The sequence below is a fragment of the Ruegeria sp. HKCCD4884 genome (assembly GCF_013110855.1).
Taxonomy (GTDB): Bacteria; Pseudomonadota; Alphaproteobacteria; order Rhodobacterales; family Rhodobacteraceae; genus Ruegeria.
Genome location: NZ_WVRJ01000014.1, coordinates 26,099 through 46,445 on the forward strand (window position 1 = coordinate 26,099; position 20,347 = coordinate 46,445).

Annotated in this window: 18 protein-coding genes; 5 read left to right on the forward strand and 13 right to left on the reverse strand. The window is 56.8% G+C overall.

Annotated elements, in window-relative coordinates; all coding sequences use genetic code 11:
* The 3 genes from GS636_RS18095 (at position 1) to GS636_RS18105 (ending at position 3,336) form a co-directional block, all read left to right on the forward strand.
* Positions 1 to 2,016: an acetate--CoA ligase family protein gene (locus GS636_RS18095; RefSeq protein ID WP_171671352.1), complete on the forward strand. Its 2,016-nt coding sequence runs from the start codon at positions 1 to 3 to the stop codon at positions 2,014 to 2,016.
* A gap of 3 nt (positions 2,017 to 2,019) precedes the next feature.
* Entirely contained in the window at positions 2,020 to 2,799 is a 780-nt protein-coding gene (locus GS636_RS18100; protein WP_171094540.1) for a carnitinyl-CoA dehydratase, read from the forward strand.
* A gap of 66 nt (positions 2,800 to 2,865) precedes the next feature.
* A complete protein-coding gene (locus tag GS636_RS18105) occupies positions 2,866 to 3,336 on the forward strand; it encodes a hypothetical protein (RefSeq protein ID WP_171671355.1) in 471 nt (156 codons plus the stop codon).
* On the opposite strand, the gene GS636_RS18110 is transcribed toward GS636_RS18105, so the two are convergent.
* From GS636_RS18110 to GS636_RS18130, 5 genes are read right to left on the reverse strand one after another with little or no spacing between them, the layout of a single operon-like run.
* Entirely contained in the window at positions 3,327 to 4,397 is a 1,071-nt protein-coding gene (locus tag GS636_RS18110; protein WP_216602955.1) for a polyprenyl synthetase family protein, read from the reverse strand. The genes GS636_RS18105 and GS636_RS18110 overlap by 10 nt on opposite strands.
* 3 nt (positions 4,398 to 4,400) lie before the next feature.
* Positions 4,401 to 6,503 carry an FAD-dependent oxidoreductase gene (locus tag GS636_RS18115; RefSeq protein WP_171671357.1) on the reverse strand — a complete coding sequence of 701 codons (2,103 nt, stop codon included), beginning with the start codon at positions 6,501 to 6,503 and terminating at the stop codon, positions 4,401 to 4,403.
* A complete protein-coding gene (locus GS636_RS18120; RefSeq protein ID WP_171671360.1) occupies positions 6,496 to 7,320 on the reverse strand; it encodes a DUF3237 domain-containing protein in 825 nt (274 codons plus the stop codon). The genes GS636_RS18115 and GS636_RS18120 overlap by 8 nt, the downstream gene beginning before the upstream one ends.
* A 14-nt stretch (positions 7,321 to 7,334) precedes the next feature.
* Complete coding sequence (locus tag GS636_RS18125) at positions 7,335 to 8,219, reverse strand: encapsulin (protein WP_171671363.1); 885 nt, start codon at positions 8,217 to 8,219, stop codon at positions 7,335 to 7,337.
* A gap of 53 nt (positions 8,220 to 8,272) precedes the next feature.
* Complete coding sequence (locus GS636_RS18130; RefSeq protein ID WP_171671365.1) at positions 8,273 to 11,470, reverse strand: adenylate/guanylate cyclase domain-containing protein; 3,198 nt, start codon at positions 11,468 to 11,470, stop codon at positions 8,273 to 8,275.
* A 465-nt stretch (positions 11,471 to 11,935) separates the two neighbouring features.
* On the opposite strand from GS636_RS18130, the gene GS636_RS18135 reads away from it, so the two are divergent.
* Together GS636_RS18135 and GS636_RS18140 are read left to right on the forward strand one after the other, a co-directional pair.
* Positions 11,936 to 12,400 (forward strand): class I SAM-dependent methyltransferase, encoded by a 465-nt coding sequence (locus tag GS636_RS18135; RefSeq protein ID WP_171671368.1) that lies wholly within the window; start codon positions 11,936 to 11,938, stop codon positions 12,398 to 12,400.
* 303 nt (positions 12,401 to 12,703) lie between these two features.
* Complete coding sequence (locus tag GS636_RS18140; protein ID WP_171671371.1) at positions 12,704 to 13,750, forward strand: glycosyltransferase; 1,047 nt, start codon at positions 12,704 to 12,706, stop codon at positions 13,748 to 13,750.
* 46 nt (positions 13,751 to 13,796) lie between these two features.
* Here the strand turns inward: GS636_RS18140 and GS636_RS18145 are convergent, their stop codons facing one another.
* Genes GS636_RS18145 through napF form a run of 8 tightly spaced genes read right to left on the reverse strand, consistent with a single transcriptional unit; the run spans position 13,797 to position 20,285 of the window.
* Positions 13,797 to 14,054, reverse strand: a complete 258-nt coding sequence (locus GS636_RS18145; RefSeq protein WP_171185655.1) for a hypothetical protein — start codon at positions 14,052 to 14,054, stop codon at positions 13,797 to 13,799.
* A 13-nt stretch (positions 14,055 to 14,067) separates the two neighbouring features.
* Positions 14,068 to 14,760: a NapC/NirT family cytochrome c gene (locus tag GS636_RS18150; protein WP_171185653.1), complete on the reverse strand. Its 693-nt coding sequence runs from the start codon at positions 14,758 to 14,760 to the stop codon at positions 14,068 to 14,070.
* 29 nt (positions 14,761 to 14,789) lie between these two features.
* Positions 14,790 to 15,227 (reverse strand): nitrate reductase cytochrome c-type subunit, encoded by a 438-nt coding sequence (locus GS636_RS18155; protein ID WP_171094559.1) that lies wholly within the window; start codon positions 15,225 to 15,227, stop codon positions 14,790 to 14,792.
* A 12-nt stretch (positions 15,228 to 15,239) separates the two neighbouring features.
* Entirely contained in the window at positions 15,240 to 16,157 is a 918-nt protein-coding gene (napH, locus tag GS636_RS18160) for a quinol dehydrogenase ferredoxin subunit NapH (RefSeq protein ID WP_171671373.1), read from the reverse strand.
* Complete coding sequence (gene napG / locus GS636_RS18165) at positions 16,154 to 16,972, reverse strand: ferredoxin-type protein NapG (protein ID WP_171185649.1); 819 nt, start codon at positions 16,970 to 16,972, stop codon at positions 16,154 to 16,156. The genes napH and napG overlap by 4 nt, the downstream gene beginning before the upstream one ends.
* A gap of 27 nt (positions 16,973 to 16,999) precedes the next feature.
* Complete coding sequence (napA, locus tag GS636_RS18170) at positions 17,000 to 19,492, reverse strand: nitrate reductase catalytic subunit NapA (protein WP_171671376.1); 2,493 nt, start codon at positions 19,490 to 19,492, stop codon at positions 17,000 to 17,002.
* Positions 19,489 to 19,782: a chaperone NapD gene (locus tag GS636_RS18175; RefSeq protein ID WP_171094567.1), complete on the reverse strand. Its 294-nt coding sequence runs from the start codon at positions 19,780 to 19,782 to the stop codon at positions 19,489 to 19,491. The genes napA and GS636_RS18175 overlap by 4 nt, the downstream gene beginning before the upstream one ends.
* Positions 19,779 to 20,285 (reverse strand): ferredoxin-type protein NapF, encoded by a 507-nt coding sequence (napF, locus tag GS636_RS18180; RefSeq protein ID WP_253762873.1) that lies wholly within the window; start codon positions 20,283 to 20,285, stop codon positions 19,779 to 19,781. The genes GS636_RS18175 and napF overlap by 4 nt, the downstream gene beginning before the upstream one ends.
* Between the last annotated feature and the right edge of the window lie 62 nt (positions 20,286 to 20,347).

Sequence of the window (20,347 nt, forward strand, 5' to 3'; positions counted from 1 at the left end):
ATGAACAAAGACCTGACCCGGCTTTTGCGCCCGAAAACTATCGCTGTCATTGGCGGTGGTGCCTGGTGTCAGCAGGTTATTCTGCAATCCGAACGTATGGGCTATGCCGGGCAAATCTGGCCAGTTCATCCCAAAGCCAACGAAATCGCGGGACACAAGGTTTATGGCCAGATCGAAGACCTGCCTGAAGCCCCGGATGCGGTGTTCATTGGCATCAACCGCCACGCCACTATTGAGGCGGTTCAGGTCCTCTCCAGCATGGGCGCGGGTGGGGCGGTCTGTTTTGCCTCGGGTTTTTCCGAAGCCGTCGCTGAAGACGACACCGGCGGGGACTTGCAGGCGCAGCTGATCGCCGCAGCCGGTGACATGCCCATACTTGGCCCCAACTGTTATGGCTATATCAATGCGTTGGACGGTGCGCTGTTGTGGCCGGATCAGCACGGGGCGACGCCGGTGGACAAAGGCGTCGCGATCCTGACTCAAAGTTCGAATATCTCGATCAACCTGACCATGCAGAAACGCGGCTTGCCGATTGCCTATATGGTGGCTTGCGGAAACATGGCGCAAACCAGTCAGGCGCAGATCGCTGCGGCCTTGCTTGATGATCCGCGCGTGACAGCCCTGGGTCTGCACGTCGAAGGTTTCAAGGACATCCGCGAGTGGGAGGCGCTGGCCGCAAAGGCCCATGCAAAGGGCATTCCGCTGGTCGCCCTAAAGGTCGGCGCTTCGGAACAGGCGCAGGCAGCGACGGTGTCTCATACCGCGTCTCTGGCAGGAAGTGATGCGGGCGCGCAGGCGTTGTTGGACCGGCTTGGTATCCCGCGTCTTTCGTCGCTACCGGATTTCCTCGAAACGTTGAAACTGCTGCACTGCTACGGTCCATTACCCAGCGGTAACATAGCCTCGATCAGCTGTTCGGGGGGCGAGGCGAGCCTGATTGCAGATATGGCCGTCGGCACCGGTTTGACCTTCCCACCGCTAAGTGATGATAAAAAGACCCATCTACGCAATGCGCTTGGTCCTATGGTGGCGCTGAACAATCCGCTGGATTATCACACCTATATCTGGCGCGATGAACGCGCGATGTCGCAGGCATGGTCCGGTATGACGGGTGAGGATATCGACCTGACGTTTTCTATCGTCGATTATCCGACCACCGACGCCACAGATTGGACCTGTGCAACGCGGGCGGCCTTGCAAGTTCGTGCGGACACTGGGGCACGGTTTGCCATTGTCGCGACCCTGCCAGAGTTACTGCCTGAAGATGTGGCGAATGACCTGATGACAGGCGGCGTCGTGCCTTTTATGGGTATCCGTGAAGCGCTTGCCGCCACGCGCGCGGCGGGTCAGGTCCGTGCCCCCTGTTTGCTGCCCGTTTTGCTGCCAGGCAGCGCCGAGGCGTCGCGAACCCTTACCGAGGGGGTGTCCAAACAGGCGCTGGCTGAATGCGGTTTGCGCATCCCTCAAAACCGCACAGTCAGTGGCGAAGAAGAAATCCGCAAAGCGTTGCAGGACATGCAAGCACCTTTTGCTGTTAAAGGCGTTGGGCTTGCGCACAAGTCAGAACACGCCGCCGTTCGGCTGGGCATCCAGGCCGAAGACGTGGCCGATGTAGCGGCCGAAATCGGCACCGAAGCCATTCTGATAGAAGAGATGATCACGGGAACTGTCGCGGAACTTTTGGTTGGTGTCGTTCGTGATCCGGCGCATGGGTTTGTACTGACCATTGGGGCAGGGGGCGTGCTGACTGAAGTCATGCGTGACACAGTTTCTCTGCTGGTGCCCAGCGCGCCTGAAGACATCCGCACGGCGCTTGGTCAGCTGAAAATTGCGCCTTTGCTTGCAGGCTATCGCGGCCAACCGGGGGCTGATATGGATTCGATCATTGCCGCAGTCGATGCTGTTCAGGCCTATGTTTTGCAAAACGCCGACACGCTTGGCGAGGTCGAGATTAACCCTCTCCTCTGCACGCGGGACGACGCGGTTGCGGTGGATGCACTGATAAGGAAGGCCTGAAAAATGGACCCAATCAAAACCCGCCGCGACGGAACGATCCTCGAGGTGACGCTGGACCGCCCCAAGGCCAATGCCATTGACCTTGCCACCAGCAGAATCATGGGCGAGGTCTTTGCCGCATTTCGCGACGACCCAGAGCTTCGCGTAGCCATTCTGACCGGCGCGGGCGATAAATTCTTTTGCCCGGGCTGGGACCTGAAAGCTGCCGCCGATGGTGACGCTGTGGACGGAGATTATGGTGTTGGCGGGTTTGGAGGTCTGCAAGAGCTGCGCGACCTGAACAAGCCCGTGATCGCAGCCGTGAACGGCATCGCCTGTGGGGGCGGGCTTGAGCTTGCCCTTTCAGCGGATATGATCCTTGCCGCTGATCACGCCACTTTCGCCCTGCCGGAAATCCGCTCGGGCACTGTGGCAGATGCTGCCAGCGTCAAGCTGCCCAAACGCATTCCATATCACATTGCCATGGAACTGCTGCTGACCGGGCGTTGGTTCGATGCGGAAGAAGCCAATCGTTGGGGGCTGGTGAATGAGATCGTCGCTGCTGATCAACTCATGGACCGTGCCTGGGAACTTGCCCGCCTTCTGGCCTCGGGGCCGCCTCTGGTTTATGCGGCAATCAAGGAGATCGTGCGCGACGCCGAGGATACCAAATTCCAGGATGCGATGAACCACATCACCAAACGTCAGCTGCGCACTGTGGACGTACTCTATGCCAGTGAAGATCAACTGGAAGGTGCCCGCGCCTTTGCCGAAAAACGCGATCCGGTTTGGAAAGGGAAATAAACAAACCCGGCGATCAGTAGGTGGATTTTCCATTTACTGATCCACGCCGCGGGTGCAAATTAAGTTATGCCTTATTTCGAGCGTAAACCCTACGAAAACCCGTCACGCGCAATTAGCTCTGTTGCATCGCAGCCGGACACTCAACCGATTTCGGATATCGCGCGCCGCGTGCTTGAGACAGAGCGCGGCAACCAAAAACATCTCGAAGGGCCTTTTACCTGTCGCAAGATCTGCCACCCTGGCGGTACGGCTACAATCTTGTTGTCCTTTGCTGCGGCTGAAGGTGACGAGCCGGTTGAAATGCAATTCGAACCTGGTGATCTGACCAATCCGAATGGGGATATTCTGCCTGCAAACCGCGTAAACGTTGTTCCACCCCAAATCCAACTGGTTGCCGGAGAGACCACAGATGTAGCGATTGTAGTCACCGTGCCGGATTTGACGGAACCGGGCGCTTATCATGGCCGGATCGCCTGCACCGGGACCGAGCAAACTTCGATCGTTGTGGTGTTTGAGGTTGCAGGTGCTCAGACCTGACGGGTCACGAGGTAATCCATGAACTGCGCCAGAAATGCACGCGGGGCGTCTTGGGTGCCTGCAAATACCTGCGCAAATTCCTGACGGGCAGATGCAAGCAGATCGTTGGCCGCATCTTGCGCAAATCGGATGCTGCCATAGTGGCCCATACGCTCAAGCACCCATTCAACATCCTGATTTGACCGGTTTTCACGCGGGTTTGACAGCATCTCGGTCAATCGCTTCTGTTCCGGTTCATCGACGTGCAGACCAAGCTGACCCAACATCAGCGTGCGTTTGCCCTCATAGATGTCGCCACCAATTTCCTTGCCGTATTTGTCCTGTGAACCAACAAGGTTCAGAACATCGTCCTGAATTTGAAACGCTGCGCCCAGAAAAAAGCCGAACGCGTTGAAATCATCCAGATTCAACGCGCCAGACGCTACATCCTGCGGCCGCGCAATCAATGCCCCGATCCGCATGGGGTGAATGAAACTGTACCAACAAGTCTTTTTCAGACACATCCGCAAATAGTCCGACGCGTCCACATTCAGCCGATTGTCCCGTATCCAACCCAGCTCCAACGCCTGACCTTCAATGGATTGCTGCAGCAGATGGTCGAACTCATCCACAACGCGCATTCCGGTTTCCAGCCCGAGCGAACCCAGATTTTGCCGCAACAGCCGCAGGGCCAGCGCTTGCATCCCGTCGCCTGTATTTATGGCCAAAGGGACACCAAGCCGCTGGTGCATACATGCCCGCCCACGCCTGAAATCGCTTTGGTCTTCGATATCGTCGTGGATCAGAAAGGCATTGTGCAAAAGCTCCAGCACAGCTGCGGACACCCGTGCTTCCTCGGCATTGCCGCCAAAGGCTTCGCAGGTGGCCAGCAATAGTGCGGGCCGTAGTCCTTTGCCTGATGTTTCGATATAATCCCGTATCGGACCATACAGATAAGCCTGGGGTTCACCCGTTGGCAAAAGCCCCAACAGAGTTTCACGCGCGCGATCCCCGTAAGAGGTCAGCTGTTTCAGAAACTCCTGCTGTGCCGCAGGGTCCAGATGTGCGGTTCCGGGTTTCAATGGTTAACCCTTCTGCGAGATGATCACGCGGGGTTTGCTGTTCTGTGCACGGTCGGAGGCGAAGGGTCCATCCGTCATTGGCAGAGCCCTGGACAGAACATCAGACTGACCGCTGTCGCGACCCAGATCATAGGCTAGATCTTCGGCCACCTCATCTCCGGGGATCGGAAGATCAGCGGTGGGCTCATAGCTAGCCATCAGATCAAAAAGCTCTTTCGGCGGACAAATCATGCGCAGCGCTTCGGCAATGGCCGGGTCTTCGATGATCCCGCCGGGCTTGGAGTATTCAGCAGTCGGTTCCCCAATGACCGCCAAAGGTCCGTCGCCGCCGCGATCAACCCCTGTCGTGTCCTGACCCATTTTGAGTGCAGCCTCAACCGCAACCGCGAACCGGTTGTCCCAAGGCAGACCCGCTTGATAACGCGCGTAGTCATAGGCGCGCAGCGGTTTCAGTATATCAGGCTCGTGCAGGTCCCAGATCTGGCAGGGCTGGGCATCCGATCCGCTGCGTTGCAGGATCGCGTTAACCGCCCGGCGCGCGGCCTCATTCGCTCCTTCCATTGTGGCAAGGTCAGTGAAGGTGCGCACATAATCGGAGGCCAGAAAGAAGTTCGGGATCAATGTGGCCGCATCTGGCCGCAGCCGCCAACTGTTGATTCGGTTGACCAGCAGAGGTTCCACATTGCTTTGTCGTTTGGGATCTTCGGGGTCCTGCACGATGTCGGGGTCGAGGAACCAATAGTGCATATCCTCATCCCGCAGCACAGTCTCGCCATCCACATTGAGGCTGCGCTTGAGCTGCTCCCAAACCTCTTTTGCAATCTCTTCCCGGGTGCAATTGCGCGCGGTCTTGCCGTTTAGACCCGGCTTGTCCCATTCCGAAATGTCAATTGAAAGCAGACCCTTGGTTTTGCCTTCAGCCCAGTTGTCAAAGTTGATCCCCGGCCAGAACTGTTTTTGCGACACGGCGGTCAAAGCCCACGGGCTATCGATGAAGATGACGTGGCCGTTGGTCAGCGTGACCTCTTTGGTCAAATAAAACTGAATGCCGTTCATCCACTGCACGTCGTTCGCAAGAAGCGGCAGTTTGGCAAGCGCCGGATCGGCCGCCATCATCTCGGGCGTCAGAAGTGGCGCGATACGTTCGATCGGCATGGCGCTGATGAACCAGTCGCCTGTGACTTTCTGCTCTTTGCCATCCTGTTCGACCGTCGCACCGGTAATCCGCCCGTTTTGGCATTCGATGCCAGTCACCTTGGAGTCGAATTTGTAAACGACCCCTTTGCTTTTGAGGTAATCCAGCCAGGGTTGAATCCAGACAAGGTTTGTGGGCCCATTCAGCAACCTGTTGCACTGCGGTTCGGGGGTGGCGATGCCCAACTGCAACTGTACAGCAATGTCGCCCACGGTCTTGGTGCTGGCAGTTGTGGCTTTGGCGGCCACCAAAGACCGGGTCAGGCCAATGGCAAGGAACTTTTGATATGCTTCCGAGCGGTCTTCCGCCCCGATGAAATCCCACCATCCGATCCGTTCGTATTCGTCGAACCGGCGTTCCTTGCAGGATGTCGCTATCCGCCACATGCAGGCAACGAAGTGCTCGACATCCTCATATGCGATCTGGTCCCGTGGCGAGAGCGCGAAGGCAATTGTCTTGAACGCATCTGCAACGTCCTTAAGGGTGCGAGGAAATCGCTCGGGCACAATAATGCCGGGCTTGTCAAACTGACTGACCAGAACCTGAGTGGTCGGCACCAGATTATCAAAGCACGTGCCCTTGTCGTAATAAGGCGTGCGGGCCATCGTGTCGGTGATGTGCCGATAGAAGTTTGGGAAGAACCGGAACCCGTGCTCGCCGGGCAACCATGGGCGTTTTACGCCGGGAGGATAGCTGGCCCCGTCCATCTCGGCCCATTTTTCCAGCGCCTTGATGTGCTTCGCCTTCGAGCCGTGATCGCCTTCACCCTTCATCACCGGAATGCTGCGTGCCTTGCCGCCGGGGATCATTTGACGTTCGTGGATCTCAACCTCGAACCCGCGTTCAATCAGTTCGTGCGCGGCGCTCATGCCGGCCACGCCACCGCCAAGAATGACAACTTTTTCAGCCATCTGATGTTCCTTTCGCGGAATAGACGTCAAAGCGCAAGGTGATGTCCGACAGGCTGGCTTCGCCGATGCCAAAACCCTGCACCCGGTTCATCCAGCTATAATTCGGGTTCGATGTCAGGTAACGCGGCGCGAGCCGCACAGGGGCCGTGGCGGGCAGGTTACTCTTCAACACTGCGGCGTAACCGTCGGGACCGAATTCACACACGCCGGTATCTTCAAACAGGATCGGCGCACCCCCTTCGGTTGGCTTTATCAACGCTCTGGCATGTAGCAGCCCCACGCCGTCAGGGCGCACGCGCATCCAATCGCCTCCAACCGGTTCAATCACCCCTTTTAGGTGCGGGCCTTCGACTGTTCCGCCTTCTTTGATCGCAAAATGCAGCCAGATACCGTCTGGTGTCTCGCCCGAGATATGAAAGTCGCCGGTGAAGGGCACAGTGAATTTGGCGATATGCTCCAGAACCGGTGACTGCTGCGCTGGCTTTGGCTGTTGCGCGGGTGCCGCACTCGGAGCCGTGTCAGGTCCCGGGTCATATTCGCGGCCCCCGGACGTCAAAACCGGACGCCAGTTGAGCGACTTGCCCTGCATCACCGATGGCAAGGTGGCCGCAAAGTGCTGAAGACCTGTTTTGGGATCGCGGTGCAGAGGCCAGCCGCGAATGGCCCGCTCGGGGCCGCCGACTTGCGAACAGATCAGCCGCACAGTGTCATGAGGCGATACGGATGGTCCGGCCTCGATCAAGGCGCGTTTGTCTCCGGCCGCACTGATCGTTTCTGACCAGCGCAGGGTGACACCGCGGTCTGTAAACTCGCGCACGACCAAATCCTCGGTCAGCAGGTGAGAGTGTGGATTGCCTGTTCTTCCTTGATCCGCAGGCGGAATTTTTGTTGCACGCGGAAGACATGCTCGCCTTCGGCCGACGTTTGCAGATACTTGACCGAGATTTCGGATGGCACAACGATTTCAACCGGCGCCCCTTGCAGTGACACAAGCGCCGCTTTGTTTGCGGGTAATGTACCCGAACGCAGCAATGGACCATCCAGAAACGGCAGAATGCTGTCGCGTGGCAGGACCATCGAGTTGTCCATCGGCGTTGTAACAGCCTGGAACAGGCCATTGCCCATCACACAAGCGTATGGGCCCAGATACCCGCGCGATTCCAATTCGTTGATACCCGCAACCACGGCTTCGAACACTTCGGGTCCGGTGCAGGTTTTCTTCTTGGAGGACGACGACCCAGAAGATTTCTCGCCCGCTTCCAGTAAGCCTTCATATTTGCCACCTCCGGTGACGGTGTAAATCGGCGGCAACGAGGCTGGCGCGCCAGTGGCGGGTTTGGGGCCTTCTCCTGTATCGGGTTGACCGTTGAAAATGATGTCATCTTCGACCCGGGCCACAATCGCAGCGGCGCGGCGGAACATGATCATGGCTGCCGACAATTCGGGATCCGCCACTTGAGCGTTTTTCAAGTAGACGTTTACTGAAACTGTGGTCAGGCGCGTGGTGTCAAAGTCATTGACACCAAGACGTTTTGCGGTGCCGTTTTCGTTATCGATCAACTCAAGCCGGTTCAGCGGGACCGATTGCGTGTCAGCCGGCAACGGCCCGTACAGTGGCAGAAAACTTGCGGCCACCCGAGCACGCAGCGCTTCATCATGGACGGCTTTGTTTACAGCGTTCCACTGGTCGTCGCCCCAGTCCAATGCGTCGGTCATTTCAAATCCCTCTTGGTTGTGCTGCCTTCATCGGTGAGGCACTTGGTTTTTGTTCAATTTGCTTCGTTCAGTCGATCCAGAAGTCGCTTGGCGCGATCTTCCTGGACAACAGCGCCGATACTGCTGGCCAGCTTCAGCGCCAATTCTGCTTCATCCCGGGCGGCACCTAATTCTCCGCGTGCGGCAAAGGCTTTGGCTCGCACTCGGTGATATTCCGGTTTGTTCAGCGTTTCTCCGCGTTCCCAGCCCGGGGTGCAGACCGCCTCAAGACGGTCCAGAGCTTTATCGATGTCACCATGGTCGACCATGATTTCCGACAGCACGATCTGATTCTGCGGGAATGTGAAGTTACCGCCCGATTTGGAGATCAGGTTCATACGCGCTTCGATTTGTTCCGGAACGCCAGCAAGGTTACCTTTTCCGGCCTGTGCAAGGCCCATATAGATGTCCTGCATGGCATGCAGATACAGGAACCCTTCTTCATCCGCGATTTTGCGGGCTTCCTTCATTGTGGCGTCCATTCTGTCCCATTCACCCGCATAGGGCAGGAACATACAACAAGCCCCCATAATATAGACAAGGTTAGGCGCATGGTTCAGCGCTTTGCTTACCTCGATAGACTGAAGGCGTGCGGCTTCGGCGTCGTCGAACTTGCCTTGCTGCCACAACAGGCACCCCTGGATGGCCAGCAATGAGGCCAAGGTCGAGGACTGCGTCATCGGCATCATCGCCATATCAAGTTCGGGCGTGATGACGGCAAAGGCGCGGTCGAGCTGGTGTTCACAATCGGCGAATTCACCCCGGAAGTAGTGAGTAAAGCTAAGGGCTCGGGCCGTCAGAACGTTGGCGACCGGATCTTCGGTCATTCCGGCCATTGCATTTAGCGCTTGTCCCATCTCCATAGCATGGTTCATTTGACCGCCGACAAAGAAGTTGGTCCAGCGACAGAAGGTAGCCGCAAAAAGCGTCTCTCCATCGCCCAGAGCCTGGGCAAGTTCCATCGCACGGGCGGCTGTTTCCCCGACCTGATCCGCAGACCAGCCATAAATCGCCATATAGGCGGGTAGAATGTTCATCTGAACCTGCAATTCGAATCCATCTCGTTCGTCAGTGGCGGGCATTGTTCCGAGATTACGCAGTGCCGCCCGAAACGCCGATATCGCAGGAAGGTTTGCCAGTCGGGACAGGGCCAGTTCTCCAGCCGTGAACCAGTGGGTGACGGCCTCGTTCTTTAGCCCTCCCAAATCGCAGTGATGCGCGATGGTGTCAGGGGCAGGGCTGCCAAAGGCCTTATTCCCATCCAGCAGGGCTTTGGCAATTTTCAGATGCAGTTTCTGTCGGTCTTCCCGCAGCAACGAGTTATAGGCTGTGTCCTGAACCAGTGCATGGTTGAACGTATAGGTGGCCGATCCTTCATCGCTGGTGGCCAACAAAACACCGGCCGCAATCAATTGCAGCAAGGCGCGGTCGACATCCATGTCAGCCTGCGCGACCGCCTTGATCATATGGGCCGAAAAGCTGCGCCCGATGACGGAACCCAGCTGCGCAACCGGTTTGGCGTTTTCCATCCGGTCAAGGCGCGACATCAACGAATCCTGAAGGGTGGATGGCACGCTGAGTGCGTCCAGAACCTCGGCATTGATAGGTGCGTCGGCGGGCAATTGGTCTAGAACCGCTTTGGTCATTTCTTCGATATACAGAGGCACCCCATCCGCTTTTTCGATGATCTGACGGATCAGAATAACCGGCAGGCTATAGGGTTCGGCCACGCGGCGAACCAGTTCGGACGCTTCGGTGCGTGCTAGCGGTGAAAGATCAACGCTTGTCGCCTTGTCCTGAAAATGCTCGGGCGGCTCGTATTCTGGTCGATGTGACAGAACCACGAGAACGGGGAAGCCAACCAGATTGTTCGCAAGCGCGTCCAGCAGATCCAGAGTGGTTGCATCGGCCCAGTGTAGATCCTCGACCACCAACAGCAATGTGCCACGCCTGTCGCAAATGCTGCCGAGGCTGCGCAGCAGCACGTCCATGGATTTGCGTGCTTTTTTAAGAGGATCCGGTTCGGCAGGAGCACCCGAGTCGATGCCCGCCAGATCCAGCAGGACAGGCAAGTCCGTTTCGTTGACTCGAGGGGCGGACTGAACAAAACCAAATATAGCAGCTCGGATATTGTCGTCCGTCTGGTCCCCAGACACGCGCCTTAGTTCACTGACCACGGGGTGCAGAGGAAGGCTGGCCAGATGCGGTGTGCATTGCAGTGTCAGGGGCCTGACCCCAATTGCTTCCGACAACGACTTGATGAGCCGCGACTTGCCTATACCCGCTGCGCCGCCGACAAGGGCCATTCGGCCTGACCCGTCCTGTGCTTCAGTCCAGAGCTGCCTCAGGGCCGACAGATCGTCGTTCCGGGCTACAAGCTTGACAGCAGATCGCCCTGCCCGGGCGTCAAAACGGCTGGTGGATACAGTTTCCTTTAACACGCAATAAACTTTGCGCTGATTTTCGAAGCCTTTGAGATCGTGGCTGCCACGCGGTTCGAACTCGAATGTGCCTTGCGCAAGGCGCATGGTTTCTGAGGATACAATCACCTCGCCCGGTTCGGCCAACCCTTGTAGCCGGGACGCCAGATTTGCTGTCTCGCCGACCAAGAATTCCTCTGACCCCAGACTTTTCGAGGACACGACCCCCACAACAACCATGCCGGTTGCGATTCCCGCGCGCAGATTCAGCTTTTCGCCGAACTTATTCTCGAGGTTCTGAACTGCCTCGATCGTCTCCAGAACTGCACGCACGGCGCGCTCTGCATCGTCTTCCATGGCTTTCGGATAACCAAAATACACCATGATTCCATCGCCCTGACGATAGGCCAAATGACAACCATGCTGTTTCAATGTGCCGATCGCCGTATCCAGATACAGATTCATGATCTGCATCAAGTCTTCGGGGTCGTACCGCTGGGCCAGCTGGGTGGACCCAACGAGATCACAAAACACCAGCGTCAGTTGCCTGCGTTCAGCCTCGGACCGAACACCATCTTTATTCGAAGTGTCTTTGCTTCTTAGTTCCGCGTGCGCTTTGCGAAACCGTTTTCTTTCCCCAACATTTAGTCCAAGGTCGCGCAGTTCCGGGTCTGTCAATTCGTCCAGAAGCAGGTCGTCGACACCTTCTTGCCGGAACATCGAAAGATGATCCTTCAGGCCGGCCAGATTAAGTATTTTGGATATACGTTTTGCCTCAAGGACCCGCGTCATTGTTCTGCGATCCTGCTCATATTTTTCCCCTCATCGCTCCACACGTATATATTGTATTTGCATAGGCAAAAATAGAGAGGAATTTTTTGGAATCCATCTTACGCGAGGGTGCATTCGTTAACGTGTTACCTTGTTTGAAGAATTCCTTTTGAGATTTCAATACTCTTTGGTCTGCTTTGCGTAGAAACCCTGAATTTAAGTTTCAATGTGATCTTTCGCGGTTCATTTCACTTTCTTCTATCCAGTTTTAACTTCGTGGCTTCCTAAATGCGCTCAGATTAAGAAATGAACTCATCCTGCCTGATTGCACGGAAAGAAGGCTGCATGCGCACTCTACCCGTCGCTGTTGATGATCCACCTTAACTGCGTTCAAAACCAGCAGTTTCGCCAATTGACAATTTCATAACCCTCGCTCAATGCGGTAGGGATGATCGCAAGTCTGAATTCACGGAGCGCGGCTCCAAAATGCGCAATCTCACCCAACTGGCCAAAAAACACGGTACTGACAAAGGGCTGACAGATCTGGCTCATGGTTACACACGGCTATACGAGCTTCTATTTCACCCGCTTCGGGATAAACCAATTCGGCTTTTGGAAATGGGGTTGTTGCGCGGTGGCCCAGAGGTGCGTGGAAGGCAGGCGGACCGTCAAACGGATCGCGTTCCATCGGTCGATATGTGGCTAGAGTATTTTGAACATTCGCATATCACGGGTCTGGATATCTCGGACTTTTCCTGGCGCAGAGGTCCTAGGTTTGAGTTCGTCCAATGCGATATGGACAAACGTGAAAACATCCAAGCTGCGGCCGCTCAGTTTGAACAGCCCTTTGACGTGATCATCGACGACGCTTCGCACGCCTCGCATCATCAGCAATTCGCGCTATTGGAGATGTGGCCAAAACTCAAGGATGGTGGGGTTTACATTATCTAGGACCCCCACTGGCAACCGGGCACGTTCGAGAACCCGGATTTTCCCAAGACGGGAGATCTGTTCCATGACTTCCAACGCAACCGCCGGTTTGCGCACTCGGATCAGGAGATCGAGCGCGATCTGAACGCCCTTGCGGATGAAATTGGGTTTGCGTTCGTCTTCCCCGACAAGTTCAAGCGACGCGGTGCTCCCAAAATCCTGGCGATGCAAAAAGTTCTTGGCCAGTATGATTGATAACCCACCGCTTGCGGTAGTGTCCGGCCCGATTGTACATTCAAGTTGTGGCCCACGGGATTGTTCCCAATGATCAGCTATAAAAAAATGGCCGTGGTGTTGTGCGCGGACGAAAACCAGATTTGGCAGGCGGCCTATGCGTTGGTGCGATCTTTCTTGCTCGACACGACCAACGAGATTCAGCATTACCTTTATGTCTCGGCTCAGGTCGATCCGCGGTTGGACGCCCTGTTTTCTAGATATTTCAGGATCGTCTATTGTCTGGACGACATTGTCCCACCCGAAAAATTCAAATCGCATGGTTACGTGTCCCAGGCGACTTTGCTCAGGCTGAAAGCACTGGGCGATCTGTCTCAATTGCACGAATTTGTGCTGTATCTCGATGACGACATCGTGCAGCGCTGGGGGTCGCCGGCTGATCTGATGCGGTTGAAGGGTTTCGAACAGCCCATTGCGGCCGTGGCCGATAACACACGCTGGACGCAGGGTAGGTTCTGGAAAAATGCGGATTTCAACGTGTTACCTGCAGGCGCGCAGCAAAAGTACTTCAATGCCGGCATGCTGTTCGTAAACAGTAAGGCTTTGATCGCGGAAAACACCTTTGAAAATGCACTTGAAGCGTTAACAGATGCGTCTGATCCTTTGCCTTTGGCCGATCAAAGCGCGCTTAACATTGCTGTGGACGGAAACTGGCTGGAGTTGTCACCATCGTGGAATTGGCAGCACTCATACCTGCCGGGCAAGATCATAGCCTTACTGAACCCTCGTTATGTCCACTTTACGGGACCGGTCAAACCTTGGGCTAACACGACCCGCGAAATAGAAGAGATCTATACCCTGTCCCTTTTAGCCTTTCTAAAGCACTTCGGACTGGAAGATGTACACAATGCAATGACGGTCGAGAATTATCCGAAGAAACGCCTGACGCATTACATGAAAAGGACGCACGGCATTTCAGGAAACACCCTGTCCAGATACGACAAAAGCTTGCCCTACTTTTCAGACGGTACTTTTGCGGATCGCCAATCCGGCATTCTTGCTTTTGGGGCAGATACCGACAGGCAGGATTTTCCGTTCCCCGCCCTTTTTAGCTTCTTTGCATTGAAACCTGATTGAACCTTACGTGCGTCGGTCCCGCCAGGGTGGCGGAACCGGACCTGTGTCAGGCCGTAGCTCCCTTGAGACGAATGGCTGTGCCCAAACTGCCTGCGCAGAGGCCGACCACAATAGCGATCATCAGTTCCAACGCTTCGACGTGCGCGAATTGAAAGCCAGCAAAAACCAGCGTTTCAAACACGCCAACCGCACCGCCCAATGCCGCCCCAAGCCACAACTTGCGGGTCATCATACCAAGGGCCAGCCCCAGAATGCCGGGCAGGCTCAAGATGTTGCCGCCAATGGTTCCCAGTATTTCTAGCATCTCCGCTCCCCCATCAATTCGAGCTGTTGTTCAGGAAGTCGCGGATATCGTCACCCGATGCATTCGCATGTTCTTCCAGAACTTCGCCTTCAAGTCCCGCGGTCACATTCTCATATGTTTCAAGGTAGTTCGGCGGCAGGCTGTGCGCGATGCCCTGATGGCAATCGATGCAGGTCATGCCGGTGTCAATAGCGCGCTGGTGTTCTGATGCAGCGCGGGTTTCCTGAATAGTAAAGTCCATATAGTCGAAGTTGTGACAGTTCCGGCATTCGCGGCTGTCAGACGCCTTCATCTTTTTCCACACGGCAGAGGCCATTGCCAGACGGTGATCCTCGTATTTCTCGGGCGTGCTGATGGTGCCAGCCAGCTCGTGATAAACGTCCTTCACGGCCATGATCTTGGCTTTGATCTTGTGGTTCCACTCATCCGGAACGTGGCAGTCGGAACAGATCGCGCGCACACCGGAGTGATTGTTGTAGTGGATCGTTTCGCGGTATTCGCCCAGGTTGGTTTCCATCGTGTGGCACGAGACACAGAACTCTTCAGTGTTGGTCAGTTCCAGCGTCCAGTGAAATCCACCCCAGAACAGGATACCGGCCAGAAAGCCGGCCAGGATCAGAAAACCCGAGCTGAACATTACTGCCGGTGTCCATATCGCGTTCCACAGGCGACCCAGCATGCCGCGTTTTTCAGGGGAGTCTGCCATGTTGGTGCTCCTTTCAGTCTTGCGTTGGATCAGTTGCCGGTGGAGGGCTGGAACACGTTTTCGACCAGCGGTGGCGCGTCAGCTTGTGGGACGTGGCATTGGTTGCAGAAGTAACGGGTCCCGGCGATGCGATCCAATTCGCGCCCTTCGCGATCCAGATAATGGGTCATTGAAAGTGTAGGCGCGTTACGCTCACCCGCCTTGGACCAGTCATGGCAGGACAGGCATTGATTGGTTCGCACGTCGATCTGATATTGCTCGATTGAGTGCGGAATCAAAGGCGGCTGCTGACGATAGTTGCGCTGCATGCGCCCTTCCACAGTTTTGTGTATTTGATCCAGCGGGATTGGCTCGTCGACTTCCGCACCTCGCAGGGTTTCGACCTGAGCGGATTGGGCAAGTGCCCATCCGCTTAGCAACAATACGGGTAGAAGGGCAATTCCGCCTGTAACGATTGATCTTTTCATCTTGGCACTCCCCTAGATAGGTCTGGCAGCGCGCGTCTCGGGCGCGGCAACTGGATCGGAAGGTTGGACGAGGTGGTCGTCGAACCGGTGAGTAAAGTTAAAGACGTCGACTGCGCAGACATCGATGCAGCGTCCGCAGTTTGTGCAGTCGGGCGATAGGATTACTGGCGTACTTCCGGGCTTGCCCTTCAGCGCGGGTGAGATCACCTGATTTTCCGGACAGACTGCATAGCAATCCATGCAGTCATCACAGGCGGCGCGATTGGTGGCGCTGACACGTAGCAGGCTTTTTGACCCAATCAGGCCATAGAACGCACCGACTGGGCACAGATGACCACACCAGCCATGACGTGAGACAATCACGTCAAAGATAAAGATTGCGGCAATCATGGCCCAAACAAAGCCCATGCCGAAAACCAGCCCGCGATGGAGCATGGTGATTGGGTTTACCAGCTCCCACGCGATCACACCGCTCAGACCCGACACAAGCAGGACAGTCGCAAGGATCCACAGGCGCGTGCTGCGCTTGGGCTGCCAACCTTTAGGCAGGTCCAGCTTTCGATGCAGCCAGTTCGCGGCATCGGTGACAGGGTTGATAGGGCAGACCCAGGAACAATAAACCCTGCCACCAATCAGCGCATAAATGGCCAGGACGATCAGCCCGCCAATCAACGCAGTCATCTCGGGCCAATGACCCGCAATGAAGCTTTGTAACAGGATGAATGGGTCAGTCAGAGGTAACACGCCCAGCGTCAGTGATCCCGCCAGGTTTCCTTCCACGATCCAGATGCCAAACCATGGGCCCAGCAGAAATAGGATCAGAAAGAACAGCTGACTTGCGCGGCGCAACAGCATATAGCGATGTGCGCCGATCCAGCCTTTGCTGTCGACAGCCTCCTGACCGACAGGCATATGTGTACGGGTACTCATTGCCCGACCCCGGGCAAATCATAGCCGGGTGCAAACCCGCCCGGAGCGACCAAGTTGTCGGTACCGGGTCCTGGCAAACGGTCGGGCAGATCGATGATCCCTTCGACCACCGGCGCGCCCTTGGTAGCCTTTTCTTCCCAGCCTTTGCGGTAGTGTTCTGCCGAACGACCACGCGCCAGGCGCGTAGGCAGAACTTTTATGGCGGCTTCGGGTAGAACGCAGCTTTTTTCGCACATGCCGCAGCCAGTGCAGCGATCGGAATGGACGGTCGGAATGAACAGCGCGTGATGACCGGATCGAGTATTATGCTCGGTCTCGAGCGTGATCGCCTCATCAATCACCGGACAAACGCGGTAACAGACATCGCAACGCAGGCCGAGGAAGTTCAGGCAGTTCTCCTGATCGACCAGTACCGCGACGCCCATTTTGGCATCGTCGATATTGTCCAACCCGGGGTCCAATGCCCCTGTTGGGCATGCGGCGACGCAAGGAATGTCGTCGCACATTTCGCAGGGAATATCCCGCGCGGTGAAAAACGGCGTTCCGGTTGCTACCGCATCCGATCCAAGCTCGGCCAGTTTCAGGGTGTCGTAGGGGCAATCCCGCACACACAGACCGCAGCGGATGCAGGCCGACAGAAACTCCTTTTCCGGCAATGCGCCGGGCGGGCGCAAAGCCTCGGCTGGCAGCGCGCGGGCGTCGCGGGCCAGATAGGCCAGCACCGACCCGGCGACAACGCAGCCGCCCGCCGCGCGGGCCGAGTCCTGCAGGAACCGGCGCCGTTGCGGCGAAAGGGGTGTGTCGACAAGAGGCATAGGAGTTACCCGTACAATCCTTGCTGGTTACGCACGTTCGACCTTGCAGGCGCACTTCTTGAAGTCGGTCTCTTTCGACAGCGGGCAGGTCGCGTCCAGCGTCAGCTTGTTGGTCAGCTGGTGTTCATCGAACCAGGGCATGAAGACCAGACCACGCGGCACTTTGTTCCGACCCCGTGTTTCAACGCGGCTGGTGACCTCGCCTCGGCGGGTAGACAGAACAATTTCTTGCCCACGGCGCAAACCGCGATCCTTGGCGTCTTCAGGGTGCATATACACCACAGCCGACGGATAAGCGCGGTGCAGTTCGGGAACCCGGCGTGTCATCGAGCCCGAGTGCCAATGCTCCAACACGCGACCCGTTGACAGCCACAGATCGTACTCCTCATCGGGCACTTCGGCGGCAGGTTCGTACGGTGCAAAGATGATCTTGGCCTTGCCGTCTTTGTGACCATAGAACTTCACATCCGCGCCTTCGGGTACGTAGGGGTCATAGCCTTCGCGGAAGCGATAGAGCGTTTCCTTGCCATCCACGACCGGCCAACGCATACCGCGCGCCTGATGGTACATGTCGAACGGAGCCAAATCGTGCGCGTGGCCACGCCCGAAATCAGCATATTCCTCGAACAAGCCTTTCTGGACGTAGTAACCGAAATGCTCGGCATCGTCGTTGTCGAAGCCTTCCGCGGTTTCGGACAGCGGGAATTGGTCAACTTTGCCATTGGCGAACAGCACGTCATACATGGTCTTGCCGCGATGTTCGGGCATCTTGGCCAACAACTCTTCGCCCCAAACTTCTTCGACGGTGAAGCGTTTCGAAAACTCCATCAACTGCCACAGGTCTGATTTGGCCTCACCCGGTGCTGGTACTTGTTGCCGCCAGAACTGGGTGCGGCGTTCTGCATTGCCATACGCGCCTTCCTTCTCGACCCACATCGCGGTGGGCAAGATCAGGTCGGCGGACACCGCCGTAACTGTCGGATAGGGATCAGACACGGTGATGAAGTTTTCCGGGTTGCGGTAACCGGGATAACCTTCTTCGTTGATGTTGGGTGCGGCTTGCATGTTGTTGTTGCACTGAACCCAGTAAGCGTTCAGCTCACCATCTTTTAGCTTGCGGTGCTGCAGCACGGCGTGGAAGCCGGGCTTGGGAGGAATGGTCCCTTCCGGGATGTTCCAAGCAGTCTCGCAAATCTTCCGGTGCTCATCATTTGCGACGACCATGTCGGCGGGCAGGCGATGGGCAAAGGTGCCGACCTCGCGCGCGGTACCACAAGCCGAGGGCTGGCCGGTCAGCGAGAAGGGCGAGTTTCCGGGTTCCGATATCTTACCCACCAGCAGGTGCACGTTGTACATTAGCGAGTTCACCCAGGACCCGCGTGTGTGCTGGTTGAAGCCCATGGTCCACAGGCTCATGACCTTGCGGGTTGGGTCTGCATATTGCTGCGCCAGTTTCTCCAGCTTGTCGGCAGGGACACCCGACAATTCAGAAGTGTATTCCAGCGTGTAGGGCGCGACAGCCTCGGCATATTCCTCGAAACTGATGGTTTCCAGCTTGCCCGAGTTCGGGTTCGCGGCTTCCTGCTGCAACGCATTGGTTTCACGCAGGCCATAACCGATATCCGTTGCGGTTTTGGTGATATTGACGTGGTTACGCACGAAATATTCGTTCACCGCGCCATTCTGAATGATGTAGTTGGCGATATAATTCAGGATTGCCAGGTCTGTCTGTGGTTCGAACACCATGCCATTGTCGGCCAATTCGAACGAGCGATGTTCGAAGGTCGACAGCACATGCACCTCGCATCCCGGCTTGGTCAGGCGCGTATCCGTCAGACGCGACCACAGGATCGGGTGCATCTCAGCCATGTTCGAACCCCACAGCACAAAGGTATCGGCGTGTTCCAAATCGTCATAGCACCCCATTGGCTCGTCGATGCCGAATGTGCGCATGAAACCCACAACGGCCGAGGCCATGCAGTGACGTGCGTTGGGGTCGATGTTGTTCGAACGGAAGCCCGCCTTCATCATCTTGGCGGCAGCATAGCCTTCCCACACCGTCCACTGACCCGAGCCGAACATGCCGACGCTGGTCGGGCCTTTCTTGGCTAGGGCCTCTTTCCACTTGGCGGCCATGACATCAAAGGCTTCATCCCAACTTACGGACTCGAATTCACCGTTCTTGTCGTATTCGCCGTTGGTTTTGCGCAGCAGTGGGGTGGTCAGGCGATCCTTGCCGTACATGATCTTGGAGAGGAAGTATCCTTTGATACAGTTCAGACCCCGGTTCACCGGCGCGTCCGGGTCCCCTTGCGTGGCAACCACGCGACCGTCTTTGGTGCCAACCAGAACCGAGCAGCCTGTGCCACAGAACCGGCAGGCGGCCTTGTCCCAGCGGATGTCGGGTGCACCGGTCTGAGCATTGGCCTGGCCGGCCGCCATGGGAATACCGGCAGCCGATGCCGTTGCGGCAGCGGCAGATGCCTTCAGGAAAGTGCGGCGGGATTCAGAAACAGTCATTGCATGGGCCTCCTGCTGGTCGGTTGGCTTTGGGCATTGGATTGCGGAGATGCCTCCGCGAGATCTTCGAAATGGTGATAGGTCAGTGACAGTGAGATCACGCCGGGAATCTGATGCAGATCCATGATGGTTTCCGAGGCCAGCCGGTCGGCGGTATCCTCGACAACCACCACAAACCGGCCATCTTCGGCTTCGGCATGAACCTCGACGCCTTGGGTGCCGGTCATGGCCGCGCGCGCGGCGTCGGTGTGATCGGGGGCGATGTGGACGAGACAGCCACAGATGTTCATTGGGTCACCTCCGGGTGTCGTGGGGTGGGACGGTGAAGCGCTATGGCCCCGGCGGGACATGCGGCGGAACAGCTGCCGCAACCGATACAGACTTCGGTATCAAGCGCAGGTTCCGCACGTCCGCCCAGTTGTAGGCGAAAGCGGATGGCGTCTTGCTCGCAATTGTCCTGGCACAAACGGCAGCTCACCCCGTTCATAGACAGGCAGTTTTCGGCCTCAATCTGCGCGCGCCAAGGCCACTCGGCGACAAGCTCGGGCAAAAGCGCCGGTGTCGGGCACGCGCCAGCGCATTCACCACACAGGGTGCAGCCGCCTGCGGAAAGATCCAGAACCGGAAAACCACTGTCGTCGAAAGTGATGACGTCTTCGGGGCAGGCTTCGGCGCAATCCTCACACCGTGTGCACAGTTCCGCAAAGTCCGACACGGCAGCGCCCGGCGGTCGGATCGCGTTGCGATCTTCCCGAAGGGTGCGCGCGCTTAGGAAAGCGCGTCTACTCGTCATCTGGCTCATTGCTGGTGACTCGAAGTTGGATAATTTCGTTCGCGTGTTTGTTTTCATAACCG